The organism is Afifella pfennigii DSM 17143 (assembly GCF_000688515.1).
Lineage (GTDB): Bacteria > Pseudomonadota > Alphaproteobacteria > Rhizobiales > Afifellaceae > Afifella > Afifella pfennigii.
Map to the genome: position 1 here is coordinate 90,747 of NZ_JHZK01000001.1, position 26,602 is coordinate 117,348.

General features: G+C 65.6%; 30 protein-coding genes. 3 read left to right on the forward strand and 27 right to left on the reverse strand.

Features of this window, described 5'->3' with window-relative positions; all coding sequences use genetic code 11:
* Positions 1–126: 126 nt before the first annotated feature.
* Complete coding sequence (locus tag Q331_RS0100445) at positions 127–945, forward strand: response regulator (protein ID WP_084174522.1); 819 nt, start codon at positions 127–129, stop codon at positions 943–945.
* Between the two features lie 20 nt (positions 946–965).
* Here Q331_RS0100445 and Q331_RS0100450 read toward each other — a convergent pair whose 3' ends face one another.
* Both Q331_RS0100450 and Q331_RS0100455 read right to left on the reverse strand, forming a co-directional pair.
* Positions 966–1,634: a response regulator transcription factor gene (locus Q331_RS0100450; protein ID WP_026379041.1), complete on the reverse strand. Its 669-nt coding sequence runs from the start codon at positions 1,632–1,634 to the stop codon at positions 966–968.
* Between the two features lie 399 nt (positions 1,635–2,033).
* Positions 2,034–2,417, reverse strand: coding sequence for a response regulator (locus Q331_RS0100455; protein WP_026379042.1), 384 nt, complete (start codon positions 2,415–2,417; stop codon positions 2,034–2,036).
* A gap of 177 nt (positions 2,418–2,594) precedes the next feature.
* Between Q331_RS0100455 and Q331_RS19290 the strand changes: the two genes are divergently transcribed.
* Positions 2,595–3,257 (forward strand): protein phosphatase CheZ, encoded by a 663-nt coding sequence (locus Q331_RS19290; protein WP_051630239.1) that lies wholly within the window; start codon positions 2,595–2,597, stop codon positions 3,255–3,257.
* An 81-nt stretch (positions 3,258–3,338) separates the two neighbouring features.
* Here Q331_RS19290 and Q331_RS0100465 read toward each other — a convergent pair whose 3' ends face one another.
* The 25 genes from Q331_RS0100465 to motA all read right to left on the reverse strand — a co-directional run bounded on the left by Q331_RS0100465 (position 3,339) and on the right by motA (position 25,671).
* Positions 3,339–3,926: a transglycosylase SLT domain-containing protein gene (locus Q331_RS0100465; RefSeq protein ID WP_034490551.1), complete on the reverse strand. Its 588-nt coding sequence runs from the start codon at positions 3,924–3,926 to the stop codon at positions 3,339–3,341.
* Positions 3,877–5,256 (reverse strand): flagellar hook-length control protein FliK, encoded by a 1,380-nt coding sequence (locus Q331_RS0100470; RefSeq protein ID WP_026379045.1) that lies wholly within the window; start codon positions 5,254–5,256, stop codon positions 3,877–3,879. The genes Q331_RS0100465 and Q331_RS0100470 overlap by 50 nt, the downstream gene beginning before the upstream one ends.
* Complete coding sequence (locus Q331_RS22800; RefSeq protein ID WP_156953219.1) at positions 5,253–7,295, reverse strand: hypothetical protein; 2,043 nt, start codon at positions 7,293–7,295, stop codon at positions 5,253–5,255. The genes Q331_RS0100470 and Q331_RS22800 overlap by 4 nt, the downstream gene beginning before the upstream one ends.
* Positions 7,292–8,539, reverse strand: a complete 1,248-nt coding sequence (locus Q331_RS0100480; RefSeq protein WP_026379046.1) for a MotB family protein — start codon at positions 8,537–8,539, stop codon at positions 7,292–7,294. The genes Q331_RS22800 and Q331_RS0100480 overlap by 4 nt, the downstream gene beginning before the upstream one ends.
* A complete protein-coding gene (locus Q331_RS19300) occupies positions 8,532–9,146 on the reverse strand; it encodes a hypothetical protein (protein ID WP_051630243.1) in 615 nt (204 codons plus the stop codon). Before Q331_RS19300 ends, Q331_RS0100480 begins: the two co-directional genes overlap by 8 nt.
* A 2-nt stretch (positions 9,147–9,148) precedes the next feature.
* Positions 9,149–10,795 (reverse strand): flagellar basal-body MS-ring/collar protein FliF, encoded by a 1,647-nt coding sequence (gene fliF, locus Q331_RS0100490; RefSeq protein ID WP_026379047.1) that lies wholly within the window; start codon positions 10,793–10,795, stop codon positions 9,149–9,151.
* 157 nt (positions 10,796–10,952) lie between these two features.
* Positions 10,953–11,873, reverse strand: coding sequence for a flagellin N-terminal helical domain-containing protein (locus Q331_RS0100495; protein ID WP_026379048.1), 921 nt, complete (start codon positions 11,871–11,873; stop codon positions 10,953–10,955).
* A 353-nt stretch (positions 11,874–12,226) separates the two neighbouring features.
* Positions 12,227–13,918 carry a methyl-accepting chemotaxis protein gene (locus Q331_RS0100500; protein ID WP_026379049.1) on the reverse strand — a complete coding sequence of 564 codons (1,692 nt, stop codon included), beginning with the start codon at positions 13,916–13,918 and terminating at the stop codon, positions 12,227–12,229.
* 120 nt (positions 13,919–14,038) lie between these two features.
* Positions 14,039–14,842 (reverse strand): flagellar type III secretion system pore protein FliP, encoded by an 804-nt coding sequence (locus Q331_RS0100505; RefSeq protein ID WP_026379050.1) that lies wholly within the window; start codon positions 14,840–14,842, stop codon positions 14,039–14,041.
* Positions 14,843–14,876: 34 nt separating this feature from the next.
* Positions 14,877–15,449, reverse strand: coding sequence for a flagellar basal body-associated FliL family protein (locus Q331_RS0100510; protein ID WP_084174524.1), 573 nt, complete (start codon positions 15,447–15,449; stop codon positions 14,877–14,879).
* On the reverse strand, positions 15,449–16,159 hold the full coding sequence (gene flgH / locus Q331_RS0100515; protein ID WP_026379052.1) for a flagellar basal body L-ring protein FlgH: 711 nt from the start codon (positions 16,157–16,159) through the stop codon (positions 15,449–15,451). Before flgH ends, Q331_RS0100510 begins: the two co-directional genes overlap by 1 nt.
* Positions 16,156–16,782, reverse strand: coding sequence for a MotE family protein (locus tag Q331_RS22805; protein ID WP_051630244.1), 627 nt, complete (start codon positions 16,780–16,782; stop codon positions 16,156–16,158). The genes flgH and Q331_RS22805 overlap by 4 nt, the downstream gene beginning before the upstream one ends.
* Positions 16,783–16,817: 35 nt before the next feature.
* Positions 16,818–17,972 carry a flagellar basal body P-ring protein FlgI gene (gene flgI / locus Q331_RS0100525; RefSeq protein ID WP_026379053.1) on the reverse strand — a complete coding sequence of 385 codons (1,155 nt, stop codon included), beginning with the start codon at positions 17,970–17,972 and terminating at the stop codon, positions 16,818–16,820.
* Complete coding sequence (gene flgA, locus Q331_RS0100530) at positions 17,969–18,493, reverse strand: flagellar basal body P-ring formation chaperone FlgA (RefSeq protein WP_051630246.1); 525 nt, start codon at positions 18,491–18,493, stop codon at positions 17,969–17,971. The genes flgI and flgA overlap by 4 nt, the downstream gene beginning before the upstream one ends.
* A gap of 8 nt (positions 18,494–18,501) precedes the next feature.
* Positions 18,502–19,290, reverse strand: a complete 789-nt coding sequence (gene flgG, locus Q331_RS0100535) for a flagellar basal-body rod protein FlgG (protein WP_026379055.1) — start codon at positions 19,288–19,290, stop codon at positions 18,502–18,504.
* A gap of 12 nt (positions 19,291–19,302) precedes the next feature.
* Positions 19,303–19,620 carry a flagellar hook-basal body complex protein FliE gene (locus Q331_RS0100540; RefSeq protein WP_026379056.1) on the reverse strand — a complete coding sequence of 106 codons (318 nt, stop codon included), beginning with the start codon at positions 19,618–19,620 and terminating at the stop codon, positions 19,303–19,305.
* Complete coding sequence (gene flgC / locus Q331_RS0100545; RefSeq protein WP_026379057.1) at positions 19,620–20,039, reverse strand: flagellar basal body rod protein FlgC; 420 nt, start codon at positions 20,037–20,039, stop codon at positions 19,620–19,622. Before flgC ends, Q331_RS0100540 begins: the two co-directional genes overlap by 1 nt.
* Positions 20,036–20,422: a flagellar basal body rod protein FlgB gene (flgB, locus tag Q331_RS0100550; protein WP_026379058.1), complete on the reverse strand. Its 387-nt coding sequence runs from the start codon at positions 20,420–20,422 to the stop codon at positions 20,036–20,038. Before flgB ends, flgC begins: the two co-directional genes overlap by 4 nt.
* A gap of 91 nt (positions 20,423–20,513) precedes the next feature.
* Positions 20,514–20,972: a hypothetical protein gene (locus Q331_RS0100555; RefSeq protein WP_026379059.1), complete on the reverse strand. Its 459-nt coding sequence runs from the start codon at positions 20,970–20,972 to the stop codon at positions 20,514–20,516.
* Positions 20,959–22,035 (reverse strand): flagellar biosynthesis protein FlhB, encoded by a 1,077-nt coding sequence (gene flhB / locus Q331_RS0100560; protein WP_026379060.1) that lies wholly within the window; start codon positions 22,033–22,035, stop codon positions 20,959–20,961. The genes Q331_RS0100555 and flhB overlap by 14 nt, the downstream gene beginning before the upstream one ends.
* 12 nt (positions 22,036–22,047) lie before the next feature.
* Positions 22,048–23,079: a flagellar motor switch protein FliG gene (locus Q331_RS0100565; protein WP_051630248.1), complete on the reverse strand. Its 1,032-nt coding sequence runs from the start codon at positions 23,077–23,079 to the stop codon at positions 22,048–22,050.
* Positions 23,080–23,090: 11 nt separating this feature from the next.
* A complete protein-coding gene (fliN, locus tag Q331_RS0100570) occupies positions 23,091–23,462 on the reverse strand; it encodes a flagellar motor switch protein FliN (protein ID WP_026379062.1) in 372 nt (123 codons plus the stop codon).
* 84 nt (positions 23,463–23,546) lie between these two features.
* Entirely contained in the window at positions 23,547–23,864 is a 318-nt protein-coding gene (locus Q331_RS19310) for a hypothetical protein (RefSeq protein WP_051630250.1), read from the reverse strand.
* Complete coding sequence (locus Q331_RS0100580) at positions 23,845–24,768, reverse strand: flagellar motor switch protein FliM (RefSeq protein ID WP_026379063.1); 924 nt, start codon at positions 24,766–24,768, stop codon at positions 23,845–23,847. The genes Q331_RS19310 and Q331_RS0100580 overlap by 20 nt, the downstream gene beginning before the upstream one ends.
* A gap of 3 nt (positions 24,769–24,771) precedes the next feature.
* Entirely contained in the window at positions 24,772–25,671 is a 900-nt protein-coding gene (gene motA, locus Q331_RS0100585; RefSeq protein ID WP_026379064.1) for a flagellar motor stator protein MotA, read from the reverse strand.
* A gap of 148 nt (positions 25,672–25,819) precedes the next feature.
* Between motA and Q331_RS0100590 the strand changes: the two genes are divergently transcribed.
* Complete coding sequence (locus tag Q331_RS0100590; RefSeq protein ID WP_026379065.1) at positions 25,820–26,599, forward strand: DUF1217 domain-containing protein; 780 nt, start codon at positions 25,820–25,822, stop codon at positions 26,597–26,599.
* Positions 26,600–26,602: the final 3 nt, after the last annotated feature.

Consider the following 26,602-nt stretch of genomic DNA (forward strand, 5'->3'; position numbering starts at 1 on the left):
CCTGATAGTGCTGTATTAAATCTGACACGCCAGCGTGCTCATTGTCCTTTTATATTCTCTTTGGACAGGCATTCTTTGCGTGGCTCATGCGAGTCAGGCAACATGAGCCCTGACGAAGAATTGGCCATGAGTGATTCCACCCCACCCGCACCGGCGCCAGCCGATCCGACAGACGCCGCGCCTTTCGGCCGCGTTGGGCCGCGCCTGCTCCTGGTTGACGATGATTGCGAGGTTCTGGAGGAGCTTGGCGAGGGTCTGGAGGCGCTGGGGCTGCCTTCGCTGCGCGCCTCCACGGGTCGCCAGGCGCTGGAGGTCGTGCAGCGTCACCCGGAGTTGCAGGTCATTATCACCGATCTGCAAATGCCGCAGATCGACGGCATCGAGCTGTTGCAGAAGTTGGCGGCGCGCAGACGTCTTCGGCCGCTTTCGGCCATCGTTCTGACCGGCAACGCCTCGCTTGACCGGGCGGTGGCGGCCCTGCGCCTGAACGCGGTCGATTTTCTGCAAAAACCCGTCCTGCCGGAAGAGGTCGCCAGCGCGGTTCGCCGGGCTTTCGAGCTGATCAACAACGCCAGCGCGGCCGAAAAGCCGTTGCCCTCCCAGCCCGATTATCTCCGCGCCCTTGTCGCGGCGCGCGTCGATCGTCAAACCATCTTCAAGGCCGATCTGTTTTCCGATCCGGCCTGGGAGATGCTGCTGGATTTGGCGGTTGCGGAGGCGAGTGGTCGCTGGATTTCCGTCACCAGCCTGTGCCTCGCTTCCGGCGTTTCCACCACGACGGCGCTCAGGCGCATCGACGATCTGCAGGATGCGGGCTTGGTGGAGCGCTTTCCAGACGAGGCCGACAGGCGCCGCATCATCGTGCGGCTCACCGAGACCGGCCGCTCGCGGATGAAGGCTTTCATCGAGCGCCAGGCATCGCGCCTCGGTCTGGCGCTCAGCTGAGCATCGCCCTCGTCGTTTTCTCAGCCGATAAACTGATAGCCGAGATAGCGCTTGGCATCGATCACCTCGTGACCGAGCCGCATGCGCAGTTTCTTGCGCAGCTTGCTGATATGCCCTTCCACGACCGTCTCATCGACGCCGTCGTTGAACACGCCGTAGATGGCGTTGAAAATCTGGGTCTTGGTCACCCGGCGCGTGCGGTTCTTCGCCAGGTATTCAAGGATATGGCGTTCGCGGCGCGGCAGGGGGAGAGGCACGTCGTCGATCTCCGGATCGCGACCGTCGAAGAAGATGCGCAGCCGATCCACGCTGATTTCCGCGCTCGGACCGTTCATGCGCCGCCACACGGCGTCGGAGCGGGCGATGATCTCTTTCACATGGACGGGCTTGCGAACCACATCGTCGATGCCCGCGGTGAAGAGCTCTAGCGTCTGCTCCAGCGAGCGCACGTCGCTGAGGGCGATGATCGGCGCCCGCGAGCGGTTTCGAATGACGCTGGGATAGTTGGCGCGCTCATCGAACTCGCCGAGCACGAAGCCTTGCACGGCATCGATGTCGCCTTCCGAAGCGCTGGTCAGCCAGTCGTGGAATTCCTCCGAATCGAAGCTTACAGCCGGTCGCCCTTCACGGTTGAACATTGCTGTGAAGCCACCTGCAACATCGGCGCGTGGATCAACAACCACGTACATACTCAGCCCCATTAACAAAAAATCAACACACAGGAGACGTCCGCAGAAAAACGCGGAAATCCGCTCCTCACGTCAGGGGCAAACGCTAGTTTTCCACTCCATTTCACACAACAACAAACGCCCGTACTGTCGGAGCAATTCTGCTCCAATTTACAGGTTAATAAATCCTGCAAAACAGAAAGGATTCAATAGAATATTTACTTATTTAGTATGTAAAGAAACCGTTACCCGGAGGGAAAGATCGCATTCCTCTTCCGAGACAGCGCGGGCACGCACGGGCTGCGGGCAATAGCGCGACGCGCAGCCGCCGGAAGGCGGCTGCGCGCAAGCAGCCGGGGAACAGAACGGTGCGGCTGCGGGCAGGAGCGTTGGGGGCTCTGCGGCTCCAGGTCTTGACCGTCAGGCCTGGATGACGGCCTCGATCTTGCCCTTCAGCGTCTGGGCATTGAAGGGCTTGACGATGTAGTTGCTGACACCGGCCTTTTTGGCGGCGACGACATTCTCCGACTTGGCTTCCGCGGTCACCATGATGAACGGGATATCGGCGAATTTGCCGTCGTTGCGTACTTCCTTCAAAAGGTCGTACCCGGTCATCGGCTCCATGTTCCAGTCGGAGATGATCAGGCCGTAATCGCGCTCGCGCATCTTGCTGAGCGCCTCCGTCCCGTCGCAGGCGTCGTCGACGTCGTTGAAACCGAGTTGTTTCAGAAGATTGCGGATGATGCGGATCATGGTTTTGTAATCGTCAACAACCAGGATCGGCATCGAAAGGTCGAGGGCCATCGAAAACTCCGCAAACTAACGCAATATTTCCATATGCACGGCGCCGCCGCCGTGCTCGATACCGTTAAAATGCGTTTGACTTGCGCGAGGCTTGCAGGCCGGCGGCGGGCGATCTTTTCGCTGTCTTGCACTTGTTTTATACGCTTGCACAAAAGCTCCCCCACAGAGGAACATGCCATGTCGGCGATACACAAACCCATCTGTGCAGCCTCGCAGGCTTCCCAACCGTCTCACGGGCAAGCGGCCGGTGCTGCCGTCCATCTGCAGCGGATTTTCGCCGAGCTGGAGGAGCTGCGCGCCATCGTACACCGGGTGTCGGAGGCTCAGGATGGCCAAAGGACGCTCTGGGACGGCGTGGAGGTTATCCAGGAGGCCATCCACCAAACCCGCTCGGAAATCACCGCCATGCACGCCAAGGCGGTCGGGGGCCGGAATTTCAACCGCGCCGCCGACGAGCTCGATGCCGTGGTGAGCGACACGGAGGGCGCCACCAACACCATTCTCACCGCCGCGGAGGTGATCGACGACATCGCCCGCGAGCTGGAAGAAAAGCCTGACGGCGCCCACGCGCAGAAGGTGGCGGAAATCCGCGCCGAAGCCATCCGCATCTTCGAGGCCTGCAATTTTCAGGACATTACCGGCCAGCGCATCAGCAAGGTGGTCGGCCTTCTGCAGTTCATCGAGGGACGTATCGACACCATGCTGGAGATCTGGGGCCGCATCGAGGATGCCGAGGTCTCCGACACCCGCGAAGGCGACGATGCCCTGCTCAACGGTCCCGCCCTCTCCTCCGACGCCGATATCGTTTCCCAGGACGACATCGATTCCCTGTTTCCCTGAGGTGAGCGAAGGCTGCGGCGGCGGCGAAACATGCCGCCGCCCGGGCTAACAGGCTGTTGAAAGGTTGGCGCCGCGCCGGCGCTACTTGCAGAAGCTGCGCGATTGCGGCGTCCAGGCGCCGAAGCCGGAGGCGACCATATTGGCGATGACCGCGCAGACGTAGCGCTTCTGCGCCGGATCGTTGTCGGGCCCGGCATGGTAACGGGCGACGGCCATGGTCCAGCTTCCCTCGCGCTTCTTCAGTTCGTTGAGAAATCGTGCCGCATAGGTCACGTTCTTGCCCGGATCGAGCATCTCCGCCACGGAGGCGAATTGTTCGCCGTGGTAATAATGGTTCACCTGCATGCAGCCGAGATCGATAAGCTTGGCCCCGGAAGCGCGCGCGGCGTGAAATTCCCTGACCGCATCGGCCCGGCTCCTGGCGTAATAGGCCCTGCCCTCGATGTTCATCGCATGCGGCTGCAAGGAGCCCTTGCGCCCGGTCTCCGTCAGCCCGACGGCGTAGAGCACGCCGAGCGGGATACCGTAGGCTTTGGAAGCGGCGACCATCTCGCGCTCGCAGACTTTGGCACCCACCGCTCCTGAACCGGCCGCGACAGCGCCTGTCGCAAGCGTCAGGCTAGACGAAAAGACCGCGGCGATCGCGGCGATCCGCTGTGCCTTGCCCATCCTGTGCCTCTTGCTGATGTCCGCGCTGGCCCTCAAAACCTTCCCCGCGCGCCGAGCTCTCGCGCTCCCCGCCGGAGGCCGTGCCGGCCCCGGCCTCGCCTTGCGGCTGGCCGCCTGCGCGCAGGTTGCCTGCCGTCTGGCCGGCATCGACCCCGGCGGCGCGATCGGAGGGCGCGTTATGGATGATGATGCTATCGGGATCGTGCCCGCTTGAGCGGATGATATCTGAGAGCATCTGGCTGTCCTGCTGCAGCATGCGCGCCGTTTCCGCCCGGCTCGCCTCCAGCCGCACGGCGAGCCCGTCCTGACCGAGGCGCAGCTCGATCTTCACGCTGCCAAGCTCCACCGGATGGAGCTGGATGGTGATGCTCTTGACCGGCCCAGGCCCTGCCATGGCGTGGGAAAACGGCAGGGCGCCGGAAATCCCCCTCTGAGCCTGGATCTCCGGGGTGAGCGCCATCTGCGAGCCGATCGCGGAGGCGATGCGCGCCAGTTGCGAGGAGGCCAGCGCAGGCCCGTTTGCCGCAGGAACCGGCTCCTTGGGCAAGGCCGCTTCGACACTTCCCGTCTTCTCGCCCGGCGTCGACGAGGGGGTGACGACGCCGGGATCCCGGTTCTTCCTCTCCCCGCTTGGCGCATCGCCGCGCGCTTTCTCGCCGTTCGTCGCGGCAGCCGCCGGTGCAAGGCTCTCTCCGCCACGCACCGCGGCCGGCGCGCGCGCGGCTTCGCCGCGCAGGCCGTTTTCCAACGGCCTTGCGCCTTGCTCCGCTTCGCCACCGGCGGCCGCGGCGATGCCTTCGGCCTGTCGAGCGGAAAGCTTCGCACCCGCCTCGCCCGCAATCCGCGCCGCCTCGAAGACGGGCGCGAAATGCGTTTTGCTTTCCGCAACGGTAAAGCGCAGCGGCGACTTGCTGGCAACCTCTTGCGCCTGACTGGCGCTGGCGCGCATCTCCGTGCCGATGGCGGCGGGCTTTTCGCTCGGCGGCTTGGCGTCGAGCGGCAAGCGCAGGAAGTCCGCAAGTTTGACGTCCTTGCCGCCTTCGCCTGCCGCCGTCGCGCCCGCCGCGGCCGCGACCGCGAGAACCTCGACGGCTTCCTCGCCCTGTCCCCGCGCCGCATCCTGCGCGCTGCCCTCGCCTTCCTCCATCGCCGCCTGCGAGGGCATGCCGTCGGGCTTTGCCCCTTCAGGGCCGGCCGGCAATTGCTGAAGAAGCTTCAGGAACGCATCCTTCGGCGCGCCCTCTCCTGCCGCTTCCCCGCTCATCGGGCCCGACTTGGCGCGCTCGGCACGCGGCAGGGCCGCCGCCGGCAAGAAATTGATCCCGTTCATCGCGCCTCTCCGAGCAGCGCGTCGGCGAGCTTGATCGCCTCCTGCGCGCGCGCCATCACAGCCGCCTGCGAAGCCGAGGCCTCGCCGGACGGTATCTCGCCCTCGGCGGCGCCATCTGCGGCCGCAAGGGCATTGGCCGCCCTTTGCGGCTCCGCCGCCGTGCGTATCAGCTCGGCCGTCACGTCCACCACGTCGAAAAGCTCGCGATCGGCCTGCGGCAGGGCGGCGAGCTGCACCTTCCTCAGGTCGGCAAGCCCCGCCTCCAGCTCCTCCGCCACCGTCACCGAAGCCGCGGCGCGGTAAAGCAGCGCCTGCTGCTCTTCCACCGACCCGGTTTCGGCGAGGTCGAGCACGCGCATGGCCGCGAGCTTGGCGGGGGCCGACTTGGCCTGCACGACCAGAGCCCTGGCGATGACCAGGTAGAGCTCAAGGCGCGCATCGGCCTCCATCTCGGCGAGAATTTCGTCGAGCCGCGGGAATTGCTTGGGATCGTCCATGAAGCTCATACGCGTCAGCGCCGCGGCGAAGCGCTGGCGGAAATTGCCGGCATAGACGGAATGGCGGAAGCGCTGCATGTATTGACGGGAAAGCGTCTGGAAGCGCTCCGTATCCTCCATCTGCGCCAGCACCAGGATTTCGCGGCGGATCGCGGCCTCCTCCGCGAGCGTGCCCGGCGCCAGAAGCCGCGCCATGTCGAGATGGCGCGCCGCCCGTCCCGGATCCTCCGGCAGGGCGAGCGCCGCCTGCGCGATCGCCACCTGGCTGCCCATGCTGCCGGCGAAGCGGTTCGGGTCGATGTCCCTCAAAAAGGCCCGCGCTTCCTCGCCGCGACCTTTGACATAGGCGAGCGCCCCGCGCATCAGCCTTTCGTCCAGCGCCGGCAGCGGCTCCTTGGCCAGCAGCGTGCGCAACAGGTTCGGATTGCCCCCGCTCAGCACATAGGTCACCAGCGCCTCGGCGTTGCGCGGATCCTGCCAGGTCTCCTCCGGCGCCGCTTCCAGCGCATCGCCGATCTCGTCGAGCAGGGATCGCTGGGCCGCGAAGGCGCTGGTGGAGCCTTGCGCGATTTCGTCCTGCAGCCGCTGCAGCCTCTGCACCAGATCACGCGGCGTGCGCGAGCCCGGCCGTGTCGGCATCGCCAGCGGCTGATACTCGTCGCCCTCCGCATGCTCCGGCTTGTCCCCCGACAAGGCGATGCTGCCGGTCATGGCTTCCTCGATCATGATCGCGTCGGGTACCGGCTCGTAGAAGGGAACGAAGACTTCCGTCCTCGCTGCCGGCGCTGCAGGCGCCAGGTCGGGGGCGCGGAAGAAACTGCTCGTCGGCTTCTGGAAGGCCCGCGCCAGGGCCAGCTTGCGCGCCTCGGCGATACGCTCCTCCTCGCGCGGTCGCAAAGGCCGCGCCAGCGTCTTGCCGTCGCCGCCGGCATGCGGCGAGATCCCGCCGGCGATGACCCGCACCGCATTGGGGCGAGAGGAGGCCCGGCGAGAGCCTTCGGTCCCTGCCGCGCCGCCAAGAGCTTGCGCCGTTTCGCCAGCGGGCTCCGCCGCTTCGCCTTGCGCGCTCTCCGATGCGGGCAGAACCGAGGCGATGAGGTCGTTCATCGCCTGCGATCCCCCCGCCGGCGAAGACGAGGCGACCGCTTTGCCCGGCCTCTCCGCCCCGTCGGCGGGCGCCTCGCGGCCGGCGCTGTCTTCATCGGTGAGCGCGGGCCGATCGGCCGGGGATGGCGGGCCGGCGGCGATGTCGCGGCCGGCGGCGACTTTCCGACTTGCTGCGATATCGATTTGGGGCCGCGCCCGCGGCAGGTTGGGCGCCGCCAGCTCGGCCTGCCGCTCGGCACGGAAAGGCTCCGGGCGAGGCAGCGCCGGGGCCGCAAGGCTGGGTGTCGCCGATGACGCGGGCGAAGGCGGCGTCGGCGTCTGTCCTTCGCCAACCATGCCTGGCGGCAGAAGCTGCAAGGGCTCGCCTGCGACGGCGGGCTGGCCGGCGAGGGCGAGAAGAAGCGCCATGCCCGTTGCGGCAGGAAGCGGCCTCACGCCTCGTGCTCCTGCAACAGAATCTCGATCCGGCGGTTTTCCGCAGCGTTGGGGTCGGCCGGGTTCTTCAGATTGCGGTCGGCAAAGCCCTCGATCTTGCGGATGCGCTGATCCGGCAGGCTGCCACGGGTCAGCATGTAATAGGCCATATGCGCGCGCGCCGTGGAAAGCCGCCAGTTGTCGTAGGTCTCCGAGCGAAAGGGCCGTCCATCGGTGAAGCCGCGCACGACGATGTTGCCCGGCCAGCCCGCCAGCACCTCCGCCACCTCCTCCATGGCCACCACGACGGCCGGCTTGGGGATCGCCGAGCCGATCTCGAACATGCTGTAGTCCATCTCGTCGGTGAGGCTGATGAGGATGCCCTCGCTCGTCGCCTTCACTTCCACATTCGGCAGCTCGGCCCCGGCGAGGCTCTCCTTGAGGGCCGCATCGAGCGCCTCTTCGATCGCGTTTGCCTTGGCGATTTCCTCCGAGGTGACTTCGCCGTCCTCCCCGGCCCCGGAAGCGGACGCCGATGGCGACGCCATCTCACGCGCCTCGCCCTCGGTGAAAGGACGCCGCGCGATGGCGTCTGGAAGGCCGCGATCGGGCACCGTCTCCGCCCGGTCCCTGGGGCTCGGATCGGTGGTGCGCGCGCTATCGGTCGCCGTCATCTGCCAGTAGATCGGATCGAAGGGATCGCGATAGGCTTCATGGCCGGGCACGCCCGGCTCGCCGACCTCGCCGATGGGCGTATCGGGAACCGCCGATTGAGACAGCGGCTTCACCTCCGCGGCCAGCTTGGCGAGAACCGCATAGGGATCGCTGAAGGCGGCGCGTTCCGCGGCGGCATCGCTGGCGTCGAAGCCTCCCTTGATGGCGGGCGTTGAGCGCTCGGAAGTGCCGCCGGCCTCCGTAACGGTCTGCGTGCCGCCCTCCACCTGCAGCTGGCTTTCGCTCTCCGGGCCTTCGGTTGGCTCTACCTTGCCGATCGGATCGGAGCCGTCGTTTCGCACCTTCTCCTCATCGACGAGACCTTTTTCTTCCGTCACGCTCGCCGACAGGCGCACCGGATTGAAGTAGTCGGCGATCGACTTCTTCATCTGGTCGTCCGTGACATTGATCAGCCACATGATGAGGAAGAAGGCCATCATCGCCGTCATGAAGTCGGCATGCGCGACCTTCCAGGCGCTGGAGTGGGTTTCGTGCTCCTCCTCCTCGTAGCGGCGCACGATGATGAGTTCGGGATGCTCCTGGTCAGCCATCTTCGACCTCTCCGGCAGCTTCCGACAGCCGCGCGCCCCAGGCCTGAAGCTGCGTCTCCATCACGGTGGAGCCGGCGACCAGCCGCGCATCCGGCGTTTTGGAGGTCTTGAACTCGATCGCCCCCGCCTGCTCGCCGAGGCGGCGGCCTACGGCCTCCAACAGGTCCTTCGGCCCGGTCAGGCGCACCAGCTTCTCGCCCTCCTGCGCCAGGAGGACGGCTATCGCCTTGGCGAGATCCTCCGCCGCCCGCTCCGCCAGCGCTTTTTCCGCCAAAGGCAGGAGCACCCCGGCGGCCGCCTGCGACAACGCGGCCTGCATCTCGGCGATGGCCGTTTGCATGACCTCGCCGAGCCGCGCGCCCTCTTCTTCGGCCCAACGCGATCTCGCTTCGCCAAGGCGTATATCTTCTTGGCGCCGCGCCTTTTCCAGCGCCGCATCGATCTCTGCGCGCGCTTGCGCCAGGCCGCGCGCATAGCCTTCGGCCTCCGCCTTCTTCAGCCGCTCGTCGTCCTCCTCCGACTTGTGCGCGCGAAAGACGGCCGCGAGCGTCGGCGGCTCGACGGGCTCCGCCTCGAAGGCTGGCAGGACACGGGCCAAGGCGTTCATGCTCACGCTCCCTCAGCCCGCATCCATTGCCGCAGAATGGCCGCGGCCTGCTCCTCGTCGAACTCCACGATCTGCTCCAGCCGCTTCTGTGGGGTCCGGTTCATCTTCGACGTGAGATCCTCGATGAGATTGACGTGCTCGTTGGTCGGCAGCTCGCCGGCAACACTCTGGCCCGGCGTTCCCGCTTCAAGGGCCTGTGCGGCGCCCGCTTCCTGCGGCGCGCCGAGCATGCCGGCCGCCATCTCCGGCATCGGCCGGCTCAGCACCGACTTGATGGCCGGCCGCAGCCCGAAGAGGATGAGCAGCACCGCCATGGCCAGGATGGCGCCGGCATTGATCATCGTGCCGATCTGGCGCGTCAGCACGTCGCCGATCCCCGGCCCCGGCACCGGCTCCATGTCGCCGCCGGGCGCGGTGAAGGGCACGGCGGCCACCTTCAGCTGGTCGCCGCGTTCCATGTCCACGCCGGCGGCCGAACGCACGAGCTGCTCGATCTCCATCAGCTGGGTCTCCACCGGAATGGCGGCATCGCCTTCCCCGGCCGATAGCCTGGCATCGTTCACCAGGACGGCGATCGACAGGTTCTCGATGCGAAATCCCTGCTGCACGGTCTCGATCCGCTTGGAGGAGATCTCATAGTTGGTCAGCTCCTCGCGCCGCTCGTTCTGCTCGCTGGAATTGGTGCCGGCCGCATCGTTCATCTGCTCGATGGGGATGTTCTGCTGCACGGAGGTGGCCGATTCCATGCTTCGGTTTTCCGTCGCCCCGGTTTCCTTGACCACGCGCACCGAGCGCTCCACCCGCGAATCGGGGTCGAAGACCACCTGGCTGACGGAGGTTCGGTCGGTGTTGAGCTGCGCCGCCACGCTGACCTGGAAATTCTCCAGGCCGAGATAGGGCGTCAGCGTGCGGCGGATCTTTTCCTCGATCTCCCGGTCGACGCGCTGCTCCAGCGCGGCAAGCCGGTTGCCGCCCGAGGTCGTCGGATCGTCGCCGGAGGCCAGCACCTCGCCGTTGGTGTTGAGGACCGTGACGGAGCCCGCCTTCATCCCCGGAATGGCCGATGCCACGAGATGGCGGATGGCCTGGGCGGGCCGGGCATCGTCCGCCAGCGAGGTGCGGATGACGACGGAAGCGGAGGCCTCCTGCTGATCGCGCCGGAAGGACGCCCGGTCCGGCATGACGAGATGCACGCGCGCCGCCTTGATCCCGTCCATGGTCTGGATGGTGCGGGCGAGCTCGCCCTCCAGCGCCCGCACGCGGGTAACGTCCTGCATGAAGGAGGTCAGGCCGAAGGAGCCGAGCTCGTTGAACAGCTCGTAGCCGGAATTGCCGCTGCGCGGCAGGCCCTTCTCGGCGAGGATCATGCGCGCCCGCGCCGTGTCGCCATAGCCCACGAGCACGGCCGAGCCGTCGGCGCTGACGTCGAAGGCGATGCCGCTTTCGGTCAGGACCTGGCCGAGCTGCGCGACATCCTCGCGGCTAAGCCCGGTATAGAGCGTCTCGCGCTCTGGCTGACTGAGGTAATAGGCACCGATCGCGATGGCCAGGAGCACCGTCGCGCCGATCAGCCCGAGGGCGGCAAGGCGCCTCCCGCCAAGTCCGGCAAGACTTGCCCACAGCCTCTCCATCTGCTCGCGGCCGGCCATGCCCACCTCTTCTTACGCGCCAACTGGAGACAAGGTTTGGCCTGCCAAGCTTGCCTCAGCGTTGCGTAACAGAAAGCCACGCTCCCGGCGGGAAGCGTGGCTTTCCCTTTCGCGCCTAGTGGGCGTGGCGCGAAAGCTGCTCAAGGAGCTCTAGGCGTTAGTTCCTGAAGAGCGACAGGATGTTCTGGCTGGAGGAGTTGGCGATGCCCAGCGACTGGATTGCCAGCTGCTGCTGCGTCTGCAGCGCCTTCAGCCGGGTGGACTCTTCCTCCATATCGGCGTCGACCAGCGCGCCGATGGCCCGGTCATTGGCGTCGATGAGGGCCTTCACGAAGCTCTCCTGCGACCCGATCCGGCTGGTGACGGCACCGAGCTGCGTGGAAGCGTCGGTCAGGTCGAGCAGAGCCTCATCCACGATCGCGGTATATTCGGAGATCGTCGTCAGGTCGGCCGCGCTACCCGTAAGGGCGCTGATGTCGATACCCGAGACGGCGATGGTGGAACCGCCGGAGGTGCGGTCCTTGTCGATGATGCCGGACTGGTCGGCGGCATCATAGAGCTTCACCTTGCTGATATCGACGGAAATGGTGTCGACGGTCACCGTGGTGCCGGTGCGCGAGAAGGAGGCGACGATCTCCTTGCTGGCGTTGAAGCCGGCGCCGCCGGAATCGACCGAGAGCCAGTTGCCGCCGCTGATGACGGAGCTGTCGGCCGTATTCTTCATCTGGTTGATGAGGCTGGTGATTTCCGTCTGCAGCTTGGCGCGGTCGGTGTCCGGAGCGGCCGCCGTGACGAGCTTCTCCTTGATCTTCTGCAGAGCGTCACGGACGTTGTCGAGACCGGTATTGGCCACATCGACGGAAGCCTTGCCAAGGCCGAGGGCGTCCTTGACGGCGCCGAGCGCGCCGTTGTCGGAGCGCGTGGTCGTTGCCAGCGACCAATAGGCGGCGTTGTCGGAAGCGGAGTTCACGCGCAGGCCGGTCGAGACGCGGTTGTTGGTCTGGTCCAGCTGCGAGTTGATGCCCCGCAGGGTCTGCAGGGCAACCATGGAAGACGTGTTGGTGATAAGGCTAGACATGAAAATGTCCCTTCTATCTCAGGTTTGACGCTGTTGATCGGGACATACCGGGCTTGCACCGGTATGGCAGGACGGCATCATGCCTTTGGTTCCGCGGCGCCTTGCGCGACCGCTCTGCCCGTCTTTCGGGGCAGCCAACCTGCCATGTGGTGCAACCTCGCAGACAAAGCTTGCGCAAAGCTTACCAGCGCGAGGTTTTTTCACCGGCGGCGAAGAAAGTCTGCGCGCATCCTTGCGCGGGCGGCCTTTTCCCGGCGCGGGCAAGGCCGAAGAAGGTGCCCGAAAGCGTAGACGGCGGGGCAATGCCCGCCGTCTCAATGCCCACCGTCTGTTGTTCGATGATGCCTTGCCGCTCAGGCGGCGCGCACCGTCACCAGGAACCGGTCCAGCTCCTGCTTTAGCCTGCCGCTCTCCGCCGCCAGCGAGCGCGCGGAGGTCAGCACCTGGGCGGAGGCGGCGCCGGTCTCGCCGGCGCCGTTGCTCACATCGGTGATGTTGGTCGCGACCTGGGCGGTCCCCTGCGCGGCCTCCTGGACGTTTTCGGCGATCTCGCGCGTGGCGACATATTGCTGCTCGGCGGCGGCCGCCACGGCCTCGGAGATTTCCGACATGCGCGCGATCGTCTCGTCGATGGAGCGGATGGATTTCTCCGCCTCCCCGGTCGCCAATTGCATGGAGGTGATCTGCTCGACGATCTCCTCCGTGGCCTTGGCGGTCTGGGCGGCCAGCGTCTTCACCTCCATGGCCACGACCGCGAAGCCCTTGCCGGCTTCTCCGGCGCGCGCCGCCTCGATGGTCGCGTTCAGCGCCAGGAGATTGGTCTGTTCGGCGATGGCGTTGATGAGGTTGACGACGGCGCCGACCCGCTGCGCGGCATCGGCCAGTTCGCTCACGCGCTGATTGGCGTTGCCGGCCTGGGTCACCGCCGCGTTCGCCACCTTGGCGCTCTCTTGCACCTGACGGCTGATCTCGCCGACCGATGCGCCGAGCTCCTCCGCCGCCGAGGCGACCGACTGGACATTGGCCGATGTCTGTTCCGAGATGCTGGCGACGGTGGTGGAGAGCTGCTGGGTATGCTCGGCCGTCTCCGCCATGGTTCCCGCCGAGGCTTCCAGTTCGGTGGCGGCCGAGGAAACGCTGTCCGTCACTTCGCCGACGGCGTTCTCGAACATATCTGCGAGCCGGTGCATCTCGGCCGTGCGCTCCGCCGCCGCCTCGCGCGATTTCCTCTCCCGCTCCTGCGCTTCCAGGCGCGCCGTCTCGATCGCCTTTTCCTTGAAGAGCTCCACGGCGCGGGCGATCTCGCCCACTTCGTCGCCGCGCTCCAGGCCCGGCAGCACGACGTCGAAATTGCCTTCGGCGAGCTCGTTCATGGCCGCCGTCGTGCCGCGCATCGCCTTGGAGATGCGCTGCGCGACGACGACGCAGACGCCGGCCACGACGGCGAGGATAAGGCCGGTGATCGCCAGCACCAGCTTGGCGGAAGCCCAGGTCTGGGCCTTCAGGTCGTCGATATAGACGCCGGTCCCCACGATCCAGTCGAACGGCTTGAAGCCCTCCACATAGGAGAGCTTGGGCTGCGGGGCCTCCAAGCCGGGCTTCGGCCAATGGTAGGACACATAACCGCTGCCCTTCTCCTTCACCGTCTTCACCATGTCGGTGAAGAAGTGCCGCCCGCTCGGATCCTTGAGAAGATTGGAGTTGCTGCCGATGAGCTCGGCCTTGGGATGCATCACCATCAACCCGTCGCTCTGATTGATGAAGATGTAATCTCCCTTGCCGTAGCGCAGCGTGCCGATGCGGCGGGCGGCGTTCGCCTTCGCATCTTGCAGGGAAATCTCGCCGCGCCGGGCCGCCGCCTCTTCTTCCGCCGCGATGCTGACGGCCATCTGCGTGAGGTGGGAGAGCTCCACCCCCTTCTGCTGCTCCAGGGCCTTGCTGAGCTCAAAGAGCTGAAACAGAGCCGTGGCAAGGAGCCCTGCGAAGCTGAGGGCAATGATGGCAAATATCTTGTGGCCTAGTCGAAAGCGAAAACTTGAAAGCATGATCGTTAGCCCCTCCGTATTGGATCATGCGTTCTTGAAACCAACTAGCTTGCCCTGCGCTTGCCAAGCGCGGCGCCGGTCATCGGCGATGCCGTCATGATGAGCGAAAGGTGAATCGCTTCAGAAGAACGACCGCACCAGGCCGCCCACCAGTAGATTCCAGCCGTCGATGAGAACGAAGAAGAGGATCTTGAAGGGCAGCGCGATGACGGCCGGCGGCATCATCATCATGCCCATCGACATCACCAACGTCGCCACGATCATGTCGATCACCAGGAACGGCAGCACGATGAGGAAGCCGATCTCAAAGCCTCGCCTGAGTTCGGAGATCATGAAGGCCGGCACCAGCACGCGCAAAGGCACATCGGCCGCCACGAGCGCCACTTCCCCCGCCTCATCCTCAAGCTCCGTCGGAGGCGCGGCAAGGGCCGCATCATCCGGCCGCGCCGCATCGCTGGCGGCAAGGTCGGCGAAGAGCTGCAGGTCCTTCGGGCGCACCTGCGCCACCATGAATTCGCGGAAGGGCTCGGTGATGCGCTCGAACGCCTCCGCCTCGGTGATCTGGTTTTCCGTCAGCGGCTTCACGCCCTCTTCCCAGGCCCGCTCGAAGGTCGGCCCCATGACGTAGAAGGTCATGAAGAGCGCCAGGCTGATGAGCACCAGATTGCCGGGCGTGCCCTGCAATCCCAGGCCCGAGCGCAGGAACGACAGCGCGATGATGAAGCGCGTGAAGCTCGTCACCATGATGAGCAGGCCGGGCGCGACCGAAAGCACGGTCAAGAGCGCCACCAGCTGGACGATGCGCCCGCTTGCGGAGGCGTCTCCCTCCGGTATCAGGCTCGCCAGGTCTTCCGCGAGCTGTGCCTCCGCGACGCCGGAAAGAACGAAAACGAGCGCGAGGCCCGCAAGGACGCTTCTCATCATCCCACCTCGCCGGCCACGGACCGGCGCCCGGAAGTCACTGCACGACCATCGACACGATGACGAGTTCGCTGACCTCGCCATTGGTGCGGATCGCCACACGTTCGTTAAGATCGTCGCGCAGATGCTGCAGCGCGCTCGCCCCTTCCAGCTGCTTCAAGGGAATGGTGCGCATATAGGCGACGATGTCCTGGCGGATCTCCGCCGCCGTCACCTGCGGCTCGCGCAAGGCTCCGTTGGCAAAGACCATCGCCGTATCGAGCCGGATCCAGACATTCTGCGGCTCGGCCAGGTTGGTGACCACCGGCTCGATGGGCTGCATGACCATATCGCCGGTGTAGCGAAGCGCCGGCTTGCCGGCATCCTGCGCCTTCTCCTTGAGCTTGGCGCTCACCGTCTCCTCGATGGCGCCGGCGAGATAGATGCCGATGCCGCCGCCGGCCCCCGCCGCGACCAGCGTCACCACGAGGAAGGCGAGGAGCGTCGCAAGGATGCCGCCCTTGCCGCCCTTGCCGCCCTTGCCGGATGTCTCGGCCTCGCCATCCTCCGTTCCCGGAGCGTTGGCGGCCTCCTCCGCTTCGTTCGCCAGCTTGTCTTCCTGCGTGCTCATCAGTACGGCACCGCCTTGTCGTAGATGCGCTGCCCCCAGGCGGGCTGCTGCATGTCGGAGACCCGGCCGCGGCCGCCATAGGCGATGCGCGCCTCGGCGATCTTCTCGTAGGAGACGGAATTGTCCGTGGAGATGTCGGTCGGACGCACGATGCCGGCGATTTTGAGCACGCGCACCTCCTTGTTGACCATCACTTCCTGCGATCCGCTGATCACCAGATTGCCGTTCGGCAGCTCCTCCACGACCACCGCCGCGATCTGAAGGCGCAGCTTCTCTGAGCGGTCGATGGTGCCCTCGCCCTCCGTGGAGGTCTCAGAATCGATGTCGAGATTGCCGGAGATGTCGCCGGCATCGCCGGACAAGCCGAAGCCCGCCCAGCCGAGCGCGGCGCTGAGGCCGAGCGAGGAGTTGGACTTGCGCGAACGCTCCGTGGCGTTGTCGAACTGCGCCTTGTCGTTGATCTGGATGATGACCGTCACCACGTCGCCGACGCTCTTGGCCTTGCGGTCGGTAAAAAGGTTCGGGTCCTTGCTCGACCAGAGCGACTGGAAGGTTGTCCGTTCCTGCTCCTGGTAGCTGACCGGCAGCGGCGCGCGCTCGGCGACGAGGCCCTCGCCGACCGGGCTGAGAGACGGCCCGGTAAGAAGGTTGTCGTGGTTGGCGCAGCCGGCGGTCGCGAGAAGGACGGCGGCAAGTGCGAGATATCTCATCCTGGCGTCTTCGCTTCGTCGCTGGGCCGGGCGAGCCCCACCATCGTGCCCGTGAGTTGCGCCGCCGTCGTCGGGTTCATCTCGTTCAAGATCGCGCTGGCGACCCGAGGCTTGAGCTTCACCAGGATGGCGGCGGCCGCCTCGATCGGCATCAGCGCCATCTGCTGCGAAGCCGCATCGGGGCGCATCTGGGTAAATATCGCCACGACGCTTTCGTCAGCCTTGCGCAGGAACTCCTCGCGCCGCGTCAGCCATTCCTCGTACTCGGCGCGCTTGGCTTCCAGCGCCTCGATGCGCTTGTTGATTTGCGCCTCCAGCGCCTTCAGCGCTTCCGTCTGCCGCGCAAAGCGCGCATCGGCGGCCGCATCGGCGATGTTGACGCAGTATTTGCGCGCATTGTCGTCGACGCCCGGCTCAACCTGCATGGAGCGCTCCAGCATATCGGCGCTCGGCGCGCTCGCCGGCATGGAGGTTGCGGCCTCAAGACGTGCCGGAGCCTCAACGGCGGCTTCCGGCGCGGGCGCGGCCTCCTGCGCCCCGGCGCCCGTGACGCCGGCGAGGATTGCAGCCAGCCCTGCCGAAAGGAGTATCGAGCTCGTAACGATGCGGACCGCGTGGGGCATGTGAAGCCGCCTTGTTCCCGAAGCCGCCCTGGCGGCTATTGAACGATGAGCTCGGCCTGCAGCGCGCCGGACGTCTTGATCGCCTGCAGGATGGCGATGATGTCGGTGGGCTTCAGGCCGATCTGGTTGAGACCTTGGACGAGTTCCTGCAGATCGGTGCCGCCGACGACCGCAAGGCGACCGTCCTGCTCCTCCGCATCGACCTGCGAGGCGGGCGTGACGACCGTCACGCCGTCGGAGAAGGGCGCCGGCTGCGAGACCTGCGGGAATTCGGTGACCCGCACCGTCAGGTTGCCATGCGTCAGCGCCACCGTTGAGATCTGCACCTCCTCGCCGATCACCACCGTGCCCGTGCGCTGATCGACGACGACGCGGGCCGGCGTGTCCGGCGTCACGGCGAGATCGCCGATCTCGCTGAGAAGCCGGGCGGCGGAGATATTGGAGGGCCGCTTGACGACGACGCTGCGCAGGTCGCGCTCCATCGCCAGTGCGCGGCCGAAGCGCTGCTGCGAGAAGGCGTTGACGGCATCGGTGATCTGCACCGCCGTCTTGAAATCGGGGTTGGTGAGAACGAGGACGAGCTCGTTGAGCTGTTCCATCCCCCCGCCGACGGCACGCTCCATGATGGCGCCGTTGGGGATGCGCCCCACCGTCGGCACGCCCTGGGTCAGCGTCTCCGCCTGACCCTGCACCGTCAGGCCCGACACCGCGACCGGCCCCTGCGCCACCGCATAGACCTCCTCGTCGGGGCCCATCAGCGGCGTCATCAACAGCGTGCCGCCCTTCAGCGAGGTGGCATCGCCGATGGAGGCGACGTTGACGTCGATTTCCGAGCCCGGCCCGGCGAAGGGCGGCAGATTGGCGGTGACGGTGACGGCGGCCACGTTGCGCCCGCGCAGCGGAATGCCGCGCACATTCACCCCCATCTGATCGAGCATCGATTGCAGCGCCTGTTCCGTGTAGGGAGCGTTGCGCATCGTGTCGCCGGTGCCCTGCAGGCCGATGACGAGCCCGTAGCCGATGAGCATGTTCTCGCGCACGCCCTGAACGCTCGAAATATCCTTGATGCGCGTCGTGCCGCCGCTCACCTGGACATAGGGCGTGCTGCCGGAAGCATGCGCCAGATCGGCCGCCATCGCCGGAACGGCGAGGAGGCTGAGCGTGGCGGCGATGGCCAGGGTTCGTCTCATCGAAGGCCCACGCGCACGCTGCCATCCGCTTGCACGACACCGGCGATGACCTGTCCGGAATCGACGTTGCGCACGCGGATGAGCTGCCCCAGCGCCCCGCTCTCCAGCGCCACCACGGCGGCGCTCATGGAGAGCGTCCCGGAATTGTAGCGGGCGGTGGTGAGCGCGCCGCGCGTCACCAGCTCCGGCTCTCCCACCGCGTTGGCCGGGATCAGCCGGTCGGCGATGAGGGTGCGCTTGGCCACCTTGCCGAGCAGCGCATGCGGATTGTCGACGATGGGAAAGCGCGAGCGCGTCTGCGGCAGGAAATGCAGCTCGTGGATCATGTCCGCGCCGATGATCTGGCCGGGATAGATGGTCACGGTCGGCACCGGCAGAAGGTCGTATTGCGGCTGCGCGGCCTGCTGCGCCGCCGCGCCCTTGGCGCCGAGGGCAAGAGCGAGCGCCAGCGCCAGCGCCATGCCGGCGCGCCCCGGCGCCCGCCCGGCAAAACTGCGCAAGAGGCCGACGGCCCGCCGCATCGTCATTCTCACCGGATGCCCTTGGAAACGGTGGAGGACATCTCGTCGGCCGCCTGGATGATCTTGGAGTTCATCTCGTAGGCGCGCTGGGCGGAGATGAGCTCCGTCAGCTCCTTGACCGGATCGACGTTGGAGCCCTCCAGATAGCGCTGATGGATCTTGCCGAAGCCGGTATCGGCGGCCGTGCCTTCCGTCGGCGCGCCGGAGGCGACGGTCTCGCGATAGAGGTTGTTGCCGAGCGGCTCCAGGCCGGCATCGTTGGCGAAGTTGACCAGCGTCAGCTGACCGAGCAGCTGAGGCTCCGCCTGGCCGGCGACCTGGGCGTAGATCTCGCCCGATTCGTTGATGGAGATGTCGATCGTGTCGGCCGGGAAGTTGATCGCCGGCTCCACGATATAGCCGTCGATCGTCACCAGCTCGCCGTTGGGGCCCTTGTTGAAGGAACCGGCGCGCGTATAGAGCGTCTCGCCGGCCGGATTGGTGATCTGGAACCAGCCGCGGCCGTTGATGGCGAGGTCGAGCGGGTTGCCCGTCTGCTCCAGCGGCCCCTGCAGATGCAGGTTGCGCACGCCGAGCGTCCTGGTGCCAAGGCCGATGCGCGTGCCTTCCGGAACCGGATTGCCGCCGCCCGCATTGGGCACGCCGGCCGCGCGGTCGGTCTGGTAGAGCAGGTCGGAGAACTCCGCGCGGGCGCGCTTGAACGAGGTCGTGTTGATGTTGGCGATGTTGTTGGCGATGACCTCGACATTGGTCTGCTGCGCAGCCATGCCGGTCGCCGCGATGGCGAGCGCTCTCATCTTATTGGCTCCTTAGATCTGCATCCGGGAGATTTCTTGATAGGCGGAGACGACTTTGTCGCGGATGGCGATCGCCGCCTGCAGCGTCTGCTCTGCCGCCATGATGGTCTGCACCACCTCCTGAACGGAGGCCTGCCCCTGGATGCCCGAAATCGCGGTGGCCTCGCCCGCCTTCAGGGTCGAGACGGCGTCGCTGGACAGATTGGCCAGAACGCTGCCGAAATCGCCGGCGGCCGCCTGGCCCACGGCGGAGGCGGAAGGCTCGCGGATGGCGCCGACCGTGGAAGTCGGGCTGACGAGCCCGGAAATGGAAGTGACGGGACTGACCATCATGAACTCCTCAGAAGGTCGATGGTGGCGCTGACCATGGCGCGAACCTGCTTCATCATCTGCAGATTGGCCTCGTAGGACCGGGTCGCCTCGCGCATGTCGGCCATCTCGATCAGCATGTTGACGTTCGGCATCTTCACGTCCCCGTTCGCATCGGCGGCCGGATGGTCGGGGTCGTGCTCGATACGGAAGGGTGCGTTGTCGGCGCCGATCGTCTTCACCCGCACACCGGCCGCGTCCGTGGTGCGGTCGAGCACGGTTTCAAAGGCGATGGTCTTGCGCACATAGGGGTCGGCGCCGGGCGTGGAGCCGGTCGACTGCGCGTTGGCGATATTTTCCGACACCACGCGCAGGCGCGTCGCCTGGGCGCGCAGCCCGGCGGCGGAGATTTGCGAGGCGCCCGAGAGCGGATCCATCACATGCCTCCCCTGACGCTGGCCAGGAACATGCGATGGAAGGAGCGGACGATGCTGTTGTTCAACATATAGGCTCGATTGACTTCCCCGGCCTTGACCATTTCTTCGTCAAGACTGACGGTATTTCCGGAATAATTGACGGCCCACGTATCTTCGCGGACGGTGCTGCCGGTGCCGAAGGGCGAGCCGGAAATGTCCAGATGGCGCGGCGAGGTCTGCGTCATCCGAAGATGGGTGGAATCGAGCACGTTCTTGAACGGCTCGATATCCCGCGCGGCAAAGCCGGGCGTGTCGGCGTTCGCGACATTCCCGCTGATAACCGTCTGGCGGATGGATGCCCACTGCGCATGGCGCGCCGCTAGGTCGAAAAGGTGGACGGGCTCCAATTGGGTCCTCCGTTGAGCTCGACGGAGGCCAAGCTAGAGGCCCTGCCTTGCATGAAGCTGGTGTTTTCCCCTGCCCTGGCGGCGCCGGTCCTCAGGCGTCGGTCCTGGAGAGATCGGCGACGGCGCGCGCGAAGAGGTTGTAGCTCTCCTCCAGCATTTCGGGCGGGCGCCGATAGGAAATGCCGAGGATATCGATGCCGACGAAGTCGCGGTTGAAAACCAGGTCGAACTGCGCCGTCAGGGAATCGTGCACGAACTCCATGCCGAGCGTGATGGCGATGCGGCGCTTCCTGTCGACCTCCACCACCGCCTTGCGGCCGTAGCGCACCAATTCGGGCCGGCGCAGGGCTTCGGTGGAGGAATCGACGATATCGCGGACGTTCGCCTCCGCTCTGGAGAAGATATAGGAGGCCATGATCCCGCAATTGACGAGATAGATCTCGGCCATGAACGGCTTCAAGGTCTCCCCCAGAAGGCGTTCGCAGGCGACGAAGTGATGGATGTTATCGTCCACCTTTTGCAGGACGAAAGGATCGTCAGCGTACTGCATGGGTTTCCCGCGCATAGATGTAATGAAGAAGCTTTGCGACGGCGAGATAGAACTCGGCCGGAATCCATTGGTCGACCTCGACCGCGCTGTAGAGAGCGCGGGCGAGCGGCTTGTCCTCGATGATCGGAACCTCGTGCGCCGTCGCGATTTCGCGGATTTTCAGCGCCACCAGATCGGCGCCCTTGGCAAGCACCATCGGCGCTCCGCCCTCCTGCCGGTCGTAGCGGATGGCGACGGCGAAATGGGTCGGGTTGGTGATGACGAGCGTCGCCTGCGGCACCGCGGCCATCATGCGGTTGCGGGCCCGCTGGCGGGCGATGGAGCGCAAGCGCGCCTTGACGATGGGATCGCCCTCGGCCTGCTTGAACTCTTCCTTCACCTCGTGCTTCGTCATTCTGAGATCGGTGCGCCAGCGCACCCGCGACCAGACGAGATCGGCGGCCACCAGTACGATCGTCGCCACGCAGATCGTGGCCACGAGCCGCACCGAGATCGCCAGGATCAGCGCCGGCATTTGTGTGGCATCGGTGTACATGGCACTTATCAAGGCGCTCTGATCCGCTTTGATGATGAGGGCTGAGACGAAGCCTACGGCGCAGAATTTGAACAACGCTTTGGCGAATTCCACCTGGCCTTGCTTGCTGAAGATCTTCTGCCAGCCGGATTTCGGGCTGATGCGCGACCATTTCGGCTTGATGCGCTCCAGCACCAGGCTCGGCGTGTTCTGAAACAGAGAACCCGCCACGCCGAAGAGCATCAGCACGACGATGGCCGGGAGCACCGTTTTGCCGCTCTCGTAGGCGATACGCCATAGCAGCAGGTTGGCCTCCGTCCCGGTCGTCAGCGAGAAGCCACCCGGATCGTCGAGGAAGTGCATCAGCACATTCGTCAGTTCCGAGGTTCGGCTTTCGATGAACAGGCCCAATATGGTCAGGATCGCGAGCATGGAGGCAAAGACGGTCGCCTCGGTGGAATGCGGTGTGTTGCCCTTCTCGATCGCGTCGGCGATTTTCTTCTCGGTCGGTTCCTCTGTCTTGCTTTCCTTGTCCGGTTGCTCCGACATGACTGCTCACGCCTACATGACGTAGGCGTCTTCCTCGCCGTCGGAATTCAGCTCGATTTCGCCCTTGCCGGCCATGTCGAGCGCCAGATCGGTGATGGAGCGTCGCGCCTCGGCGACTTCGCGCTGCGAGGAAGGCTCCCCGCTCGCCAGCTCCTGCTCCACCATGCGCCGCACCCGCGAGGAGAGCGAGGAGAGGATGATCTCGCGAAATTCCTGATCGGTGCCCTTCAGGCCCATCACCACCTTGTCGGTCGGCGCCCGGTCGAACAGCGCCGTGCGCGCCCTTGGCGTCAGCTTGACGATGTCGTCGAAGGTGAACAGCAGGCTCTTCAGGATCTCCGCCGATTTCGGCCGCGTCTCCGTCAGGCTCTCCAGCACGTTCTCCATATGCTCGCGCTCCATCTTGTTGACGATGTCGGCCATCTTGGCGTGGCTGTCGGCGCCCATATTGCGCGAGAAGTTCATCATGAAGTCTTCGTGGATGACGCGCTCGATGACGCGCATCGTGTCGTCCACGATCGGTTTGAAGCCGAGCATGCGGCGCATCAGCTGGTTGCGCAGATCGGCCGGCAGATGCCCCATCACCTTGGCGGCGCAGCTCGGCTTCAGCTTGGAGAGGATAAGCGCCGCCGTCTGCGGATGCTCTTTCATGATGTAGTTGGCGATGAGGTTCTCTGAGACGTTCGACATGCGGTCCCAGATGGAACGGCTGGCATTGCCGAGCACGTCCGCCATGATCTCGCCGACCTGATCGGGCGGCAGGACGCCCTCCAGCATCCGCTCCACGTCGCCGGCATTGCCGAAGAGTTGCGCCCCGCCGGCGAACTGGCTGGCGAACTCTTCGATCAGGGCCTCGATCTGCTGCGGCGGCACGGCTTTCAGCTGCGCCACCGAGCGGGTGATCACCCTGATCTCCTCCGGCTCGAAATGCTTCATCAGCCGCGAAGCCGCCGGCTTGCCCATCGTCATGAGCAGGGCCGCGACGCGATCCGGCCCCTGCAGGCGGCGCACCGGCAATGACTTGTTGGCGGAAGGAGAGGCCATGGCGATAAGGCTCAGCCGTTGACGTCGAGGCCAGGCGGGCCGACGAGCTCCGTCAGCGAGACGCCGAAGCGCGAATTGTCGTCCTCCACGACGACCACCTCGCCGCGCGCGATGACGCGGCCGTTGACGACGACCTCCACCGGCTCGCCCACGCGGTGGTCGAGCGGCACGATCGCGCCGCGGCCGAGTTTCATCAGGTTCGCGACCGGCATCGTGGCGGAGCCGAGAACGACCTGCATCTGGACGGGAATGCGCAGGACGGAGCCGAGATTGCGGCGCGAGCCGAAGGTATCGCGCGAGCGTGCGGCGGCCTCGGCCTGATAGGCCTCCTCGCCTTCCGCCAGGCCCGCGCTCGTCTCTTCTTGCGTCAGGCTCTCGCTGATCTCGTCTTGCATGTCTTTGACGGGATTGGTCGCCATCTTTGTCTCCGGGCTCAATGTCAGGCGTGCAGGGTCAGGCGTGCAGGGTCAGGCGTGCAGGCTGCCGCCGCGCGGCGTTGCGTGCATGGGCGAGGCCTCGCCGATGCGATGGTCGATGCGCTCGACCAGGGCGCTTGCCGCATCGATGCGCTGGCCGAGCAGCATTGCGATGTTCTGGCCGTCTCCGTTGAGGCGCGCCACGGCCTCGCGCGCCGCGCCGAGCGCCTCGGCGGTCTCGGCGAGGACGCGCTGGTAATCGGCGTGATAGGCATCCAGGCGCTTCAGCCGGCGATGCAGCGTCACCACCGCCAGGCTGGTGACGACCAGCGCCGCCAGGAGCAGAAGCTCAACGAGCGAGAATATCATTGAGGAACTCCTGTTCTGGATCGAAAGCTTCTTCGACGCGCAACGTGTAGGCGCCCTCCGCCTGTCCCAGCTCGCACCAGAACAGCGGCTGGTCGTTACTCTCCAGCTTGATGCGGCTGCGCGGGCCGGCCTGCAGCTCGATCACCTGCCCGACCTTGAAGTCGGCCACGTCCCCCAGATCGATCATGCGCTCCTCCATGACGGCGCGCAGCGGCACGGCGGTCTTCTCCACCTCGTTGCGGATTTGCTTCGACCAGGCCGGATCGACGACATTGGATTCGCCGGAGATGACGCGCGACAGCACCTGGCGCATCGGCGTCAGCGCCGATTGCGGGATGATGACGAACATCTCTCCGCCCCGTCCCAGCGCCTGCAGCAGGAAGTTCGCCACCACCGCCATGTTGTTGCGGCGGCCGATGACGGCGAAGTCCATGCGCGTTTCAAGTCGCTCCAGCTTGAAGGGCGCGTCCGAGACGAGCGCGAAGGAGGATTGCAGCGCCTTGCCGGCCAGCTCGAAGAGCATCTCGGCGATGCGCAGCTCGATGGTGGAGAAGGAGCGGTCGTCGTCGATCGGCGGCTCGGAGCCATCGGCGCCGAAGAGGATCTCCACCATGGAGAAGATGAAGTCGCGATCGAAGCCGACGATGATGTGGTTGTCCCATGTCGGGGCGTGGAAGATACCGGCGATCGCCGTCATCTCGTAGCGCTCCAGGATATCGCCGATGCGCCCGCTCTCCACGTTGGAGAGGGAGTAATAGGCCTGCGAGGCCGCCAGATGCCGCAGATTGTCGGCCGAAAAGGTGGCCATGCGGTCGAAGATGATCTGCAGCATCGGCAGCTTGTCGAGCGACAGGCCGGCCGCGTCGAGAAGCATGTCTCGAATGTCGGTCGAGGCTTCGTTCATGGCTTAGGCTGCCTGCTTCTGTTGCGGCATCGCCGCCGCGGAGGAAGACGGGGTGTTGGAGATCGCCTCGCTCTCCACCTCGTCGATGGTCGGACGCTCCTTGGAGGAGATCGTCTTGCGGCCATGCTCCAGCGCCACCTGCGGCAGGGCGCCGTTCATGAAGGCGATCAGCGTCTGCTTGACGATGACGAAGGGCTGGCACTGCTGCTCGCGCAGGCTTTTGATCTTCAGCGCCAGCGGCGAGACGATGGCGTAGGAGGCGAAGATGCCGATGAAGGTGCCGATCAGCGCCGAGCCGATATAGCTGCCGAGGATTTCCGGCGATTGATCGATGGCGCCCATCGCCTTCACCACGCCGAGCACGGCCGCGCAGATGCCGATCGCCGGCAGCGCTTCGGCGACGGTCGACAGCGAGCCGGACGACTTCGTCTTGTGCTTCTTGATGGTCGAGATCTCCTGCTCCATCAGAGCCTCGATCTCGTGCGAGCGTGCATTGCCGATGATGATGAGCCGCACGTAGTCGCAGATATACTGCGTCAGCTCCTTGTCCTTCAAAATCGTCGGAAAGTGCTGGAAGAGCGCCGAATTCGCCGGATCGTCGATATGCGCCTCCACCTCGTTGCGCGGCCGCGAGCGCAGATCGCGCATCAGGGCGAAGAGGAGGCTGAGAAGGCCGAGATAATCCGCCCGCTTCGGCGCCGTGCCCTTCATCGCCTCCATGATGCCGGCGCCGGCGTCTTTGATGACCGCCATGGTGTTGGCGATGATGAAGGTACCGAGCGCGATGCCGATGATGATGACGTATTCCCAGGGCTGCCAGATCACGCCGACATGGCCGCCCATGGCCATGAAGCCACCGAGCAGCGAACCGATTCCGATGACCAAGCCGAGGATAACGGCCACGTGGGAAGCTCCGGCAGGTTGTTTCGCGTTCCCCAGTCAGTCGGCCATGTGGCTTGCGTGAAGCTTGGGCTCGCACCGTAAGGCTCGTGCAAGCTTGGCCTTCTAGGGTCCGTTGAGGATCGTCGCATGGGCTGCGACCGGAGGAAGAATGATCTCCACCTACATCAGCTATCAGCGCATCGCCGCCAATCTGGACAGGTCGCTGTCGATGACGGCGGCCGAGCGACCCGTGCAGCTGGAGACGGAATATTACCGCTCCAACATCGGCGAGGTCCGCTCCATCGACGACTTCCTCGCCGATACCCGGCTGTTCCGCTACGCCATGACCGCCTTCGGGCTGGAGGACATGGCCCATGCCAAGGGCATGATCCGCAAGGTTCTGGAGGAGGGCGTTGAGGACAAGAAGTCCTTCGCCAACCGCCTGAACGACCCGCGCTTCAAGGAATTTGCGCAGGTCTTCAACTTCGCCCGCGACGGCGAGGCGACGACGCAGACCAACGCCGCGCGCCAGGGCGTCGTCGATCGCTATGTGCGCCAGACGATGGAGGTGACGGCGGGCGAGGAGAACGAGGGCGTGCGCCTGGCGCTCTATTTCCAGCGCAGCGCGCCGGAGGTGACCTCCGCCTACAGCCTTTTAGCCGATCCGGCTCTTTGGCAGGTGGTCAAGACGATCTACGGCTTTCCCGACGAGATGGCCAACGCCGATATCGACAAGCAGGCCGCGGCGATCGAAAAGCGCCTCGACGTCGCCGATCTCCAAGACCCGGAGAAGCTCTCCAAGCTGCTGCAGCGCTTCACCGCCATGTGGGACGTCACCCAGGAGACGACCTATTCGCCCATCCTGGCGCTGTTTGAGCCGGCACGCTCGCCCTCCGTCGGCCTCGACCTGGTGATGACCTTGCAGAACCTCAAATACGGAGGCAGGTGAGCC

What these genes read in the sequence shown, in the direction of transcription:
- Q331_RS0100495 (WP_026379048.1), bottom strand. Translation starts at nt 11,873, where the DNA reads ATGTCTAGCCTTATCACCAACACGTCTTCCATGGTTGCCCTGCAGACC.
- Q331_RS19310 (WP_051630250.1), bottom strand. Translation starts at nt 23,864, where the DNA reads ATGATATTCTCGCTCGTTGAGCTTCTGCTCCTGGCGGCGCTGGTCGTC.
- Q331_RS22805 (WP_051630244.1), bottom strand. Translation starts at nt 16,782, where the DNA reads ATGCCCCACGCGGTCCGCATCGTTACGAGCTCGATACTCCTTTCGGCA.
- Q331_RS0100500 (WP_026379049.1), bottom strand. Translation starts at nt 13,918, where the DNA reads ATGCTTTCAAGTTTTCGCTTTCGACTAGGCCACAAGATATTTGCCATC.
- flgH (WP_026379052.1), bottom strand. Translation starts at nt 16,159, where the DNA reads ATGAGATATCTCGCACTTGCCGCCGTCCTTCTCGCGACCGCCGGCTGC.
- Q331_RS0100510 (WP_084174524.1), bottom strand. Translation starts at nt 15,449, where the DNA reads ATGAGCACGCAGGAAGACAAGCTGGCGAACGAAGCGGAGGAGGCCGCC.
- Q331_RS0100445 (WP_084174522.1), top strand. Translation starts at nt 127, where the DNA reads ATGAGTGATTCCACCCCACCCGCACCGGCGCCAGCCGATCCGACAGAC.
- fliF (WP_026379047.1), bottom strand. Translation starts at nt 10,795, where the DNA reads ATGGCCGGCCGCGAGCAGATGGAGAGGCTGTGGGCAAGTCTTGCCGGA.
- Q331_RS0100480 (WP_026379046.1), bottom strand. Translation starts at nt 8,539, where the DNA reads ATGGCTGACCAGGAGCATCCCGAACTCATCATCGTGCGCCGCTACGAG.
- Q331_RS19300 (WP_051630243.1), bottom strand. Translation starts at nt 9,146, where the DNA reads ATGAACGCCTTGGCCCGTGTCCTGCCAGCCTTCGAGGCGGAGCCCGTC.
- Q331_RS0100455 (WP_026379042.1), bottom strand. Translation starts at nt 2,417, where the DNA reads ATGGCCCTCGACCTTTCGATGCCGATCCTGGTTGTTGACGATTACAAA.
- flgA (WP_051630246.1), bottom strand. Translation starts at nt 18,493, where the DNA reads ATGCGGCGGGCCGTCGGCCTCTTGCGCAGTTTTGCCGGGCGGGCGCCG.
- flgG (WP_026379055.1), bottom strand. Translation starts at nt 19,290, where the DNA reads ATGAGAGCGCTCGCCATCGCGGCGACCGGCATGGCTGCGCAGCAGACC.
- Q331_RS0100565 (WP_051630248.1), bottom strand. Translation starts at nt 23,079, where the DNA reads ATGGCCTCTCCTTCCGCCAACAAGTCATTGCCGGTGCGCCGCCTGCAG.
- Q331_RS0100470 (WP_026379045.1), bottom strand. Translation starts at nt 5,256, where the DNA reads ATGAACGGGATCAATTTCTTGCCGGCGGCGGCCCTGCCGCGTGCCGAG.
- Q331_RS0100450 (WP_026379041.1), bottom strand. Translation starts at nt 1,634, where the DNA reads ATGTACGTGGTTGTTGATCCACGCGCCGATGTTGCAGGTGGCTTCACA.
- Q331_RS0100465 (WP_034490551.1), bottom strand. Translation starts at nt 3,926, where the DNA reads ATGGGCAAGGCACAGCGGATCGCCGCGATCGCCGCGGTCTTTTCGTCT.
- flhB (WP_026379060.1), bottom strand. Translation starts at nt 22,035, where the DNA reads ATGTCGGAGCAACCGGACAAGGAAAGCAAGACAGAGGAACCGACCGAG.
- Q331_RS19290 (WP_051630239.1), top strand. Translation starts at nt 2,595, where the DNA reads ATGTCGGCGATACACAAACCCATCTGTGCAGCCTCGCAGGCTTCCCAA.
- Q331_RS0100580 (WP_026379063.1), bottom strand. Translation starts at nt 24,768, where the DNA reads ATGAACGAAGCCTCGACCGACATTCGAGACATGCTTCTCGACGCGGCC.
- flgI (WP_026379053.1), bottom strand. Translation starts at nt 17,972, where the DNA reads ATGAGACGAACCCTGGCCATCGCCGCCACGCTCAGCCTCCTCGCCGTT.
- Q331_RS0100505 (WP_026379050.1), bottom strand. Translation starts at nt 14,842, where the DNA reads ATGATGAGAAGCGTCCTTGCGGGCCTCGCGCTCGTTTTCGTTCTTTCC.
- Q331_RS0100540 (WP_026379056.1), bottom strand. Translation starts at nt 19,620, where the DNA reads ATGGTCAGTCCCGTCACTTCCATTTCCGGGCTCGTCAGCCCGACTTCC.
- Q331_RS0100555 (WP_026379059.1), bottom strand. Translation starts at nt 20,972, where the DNA reads ATGCAGTACGCTGACGATCCTTTCGTCCTGCAAAAGGTGGACGATAAC.
- Q331_RS0100590 (WP_026379065.1), top strand. Translation starts at nt 25,820, where the DNA reads ATGATCTCCACCTACATCAGCTATCAGCGCATCGCCGCCAATCTGGAC.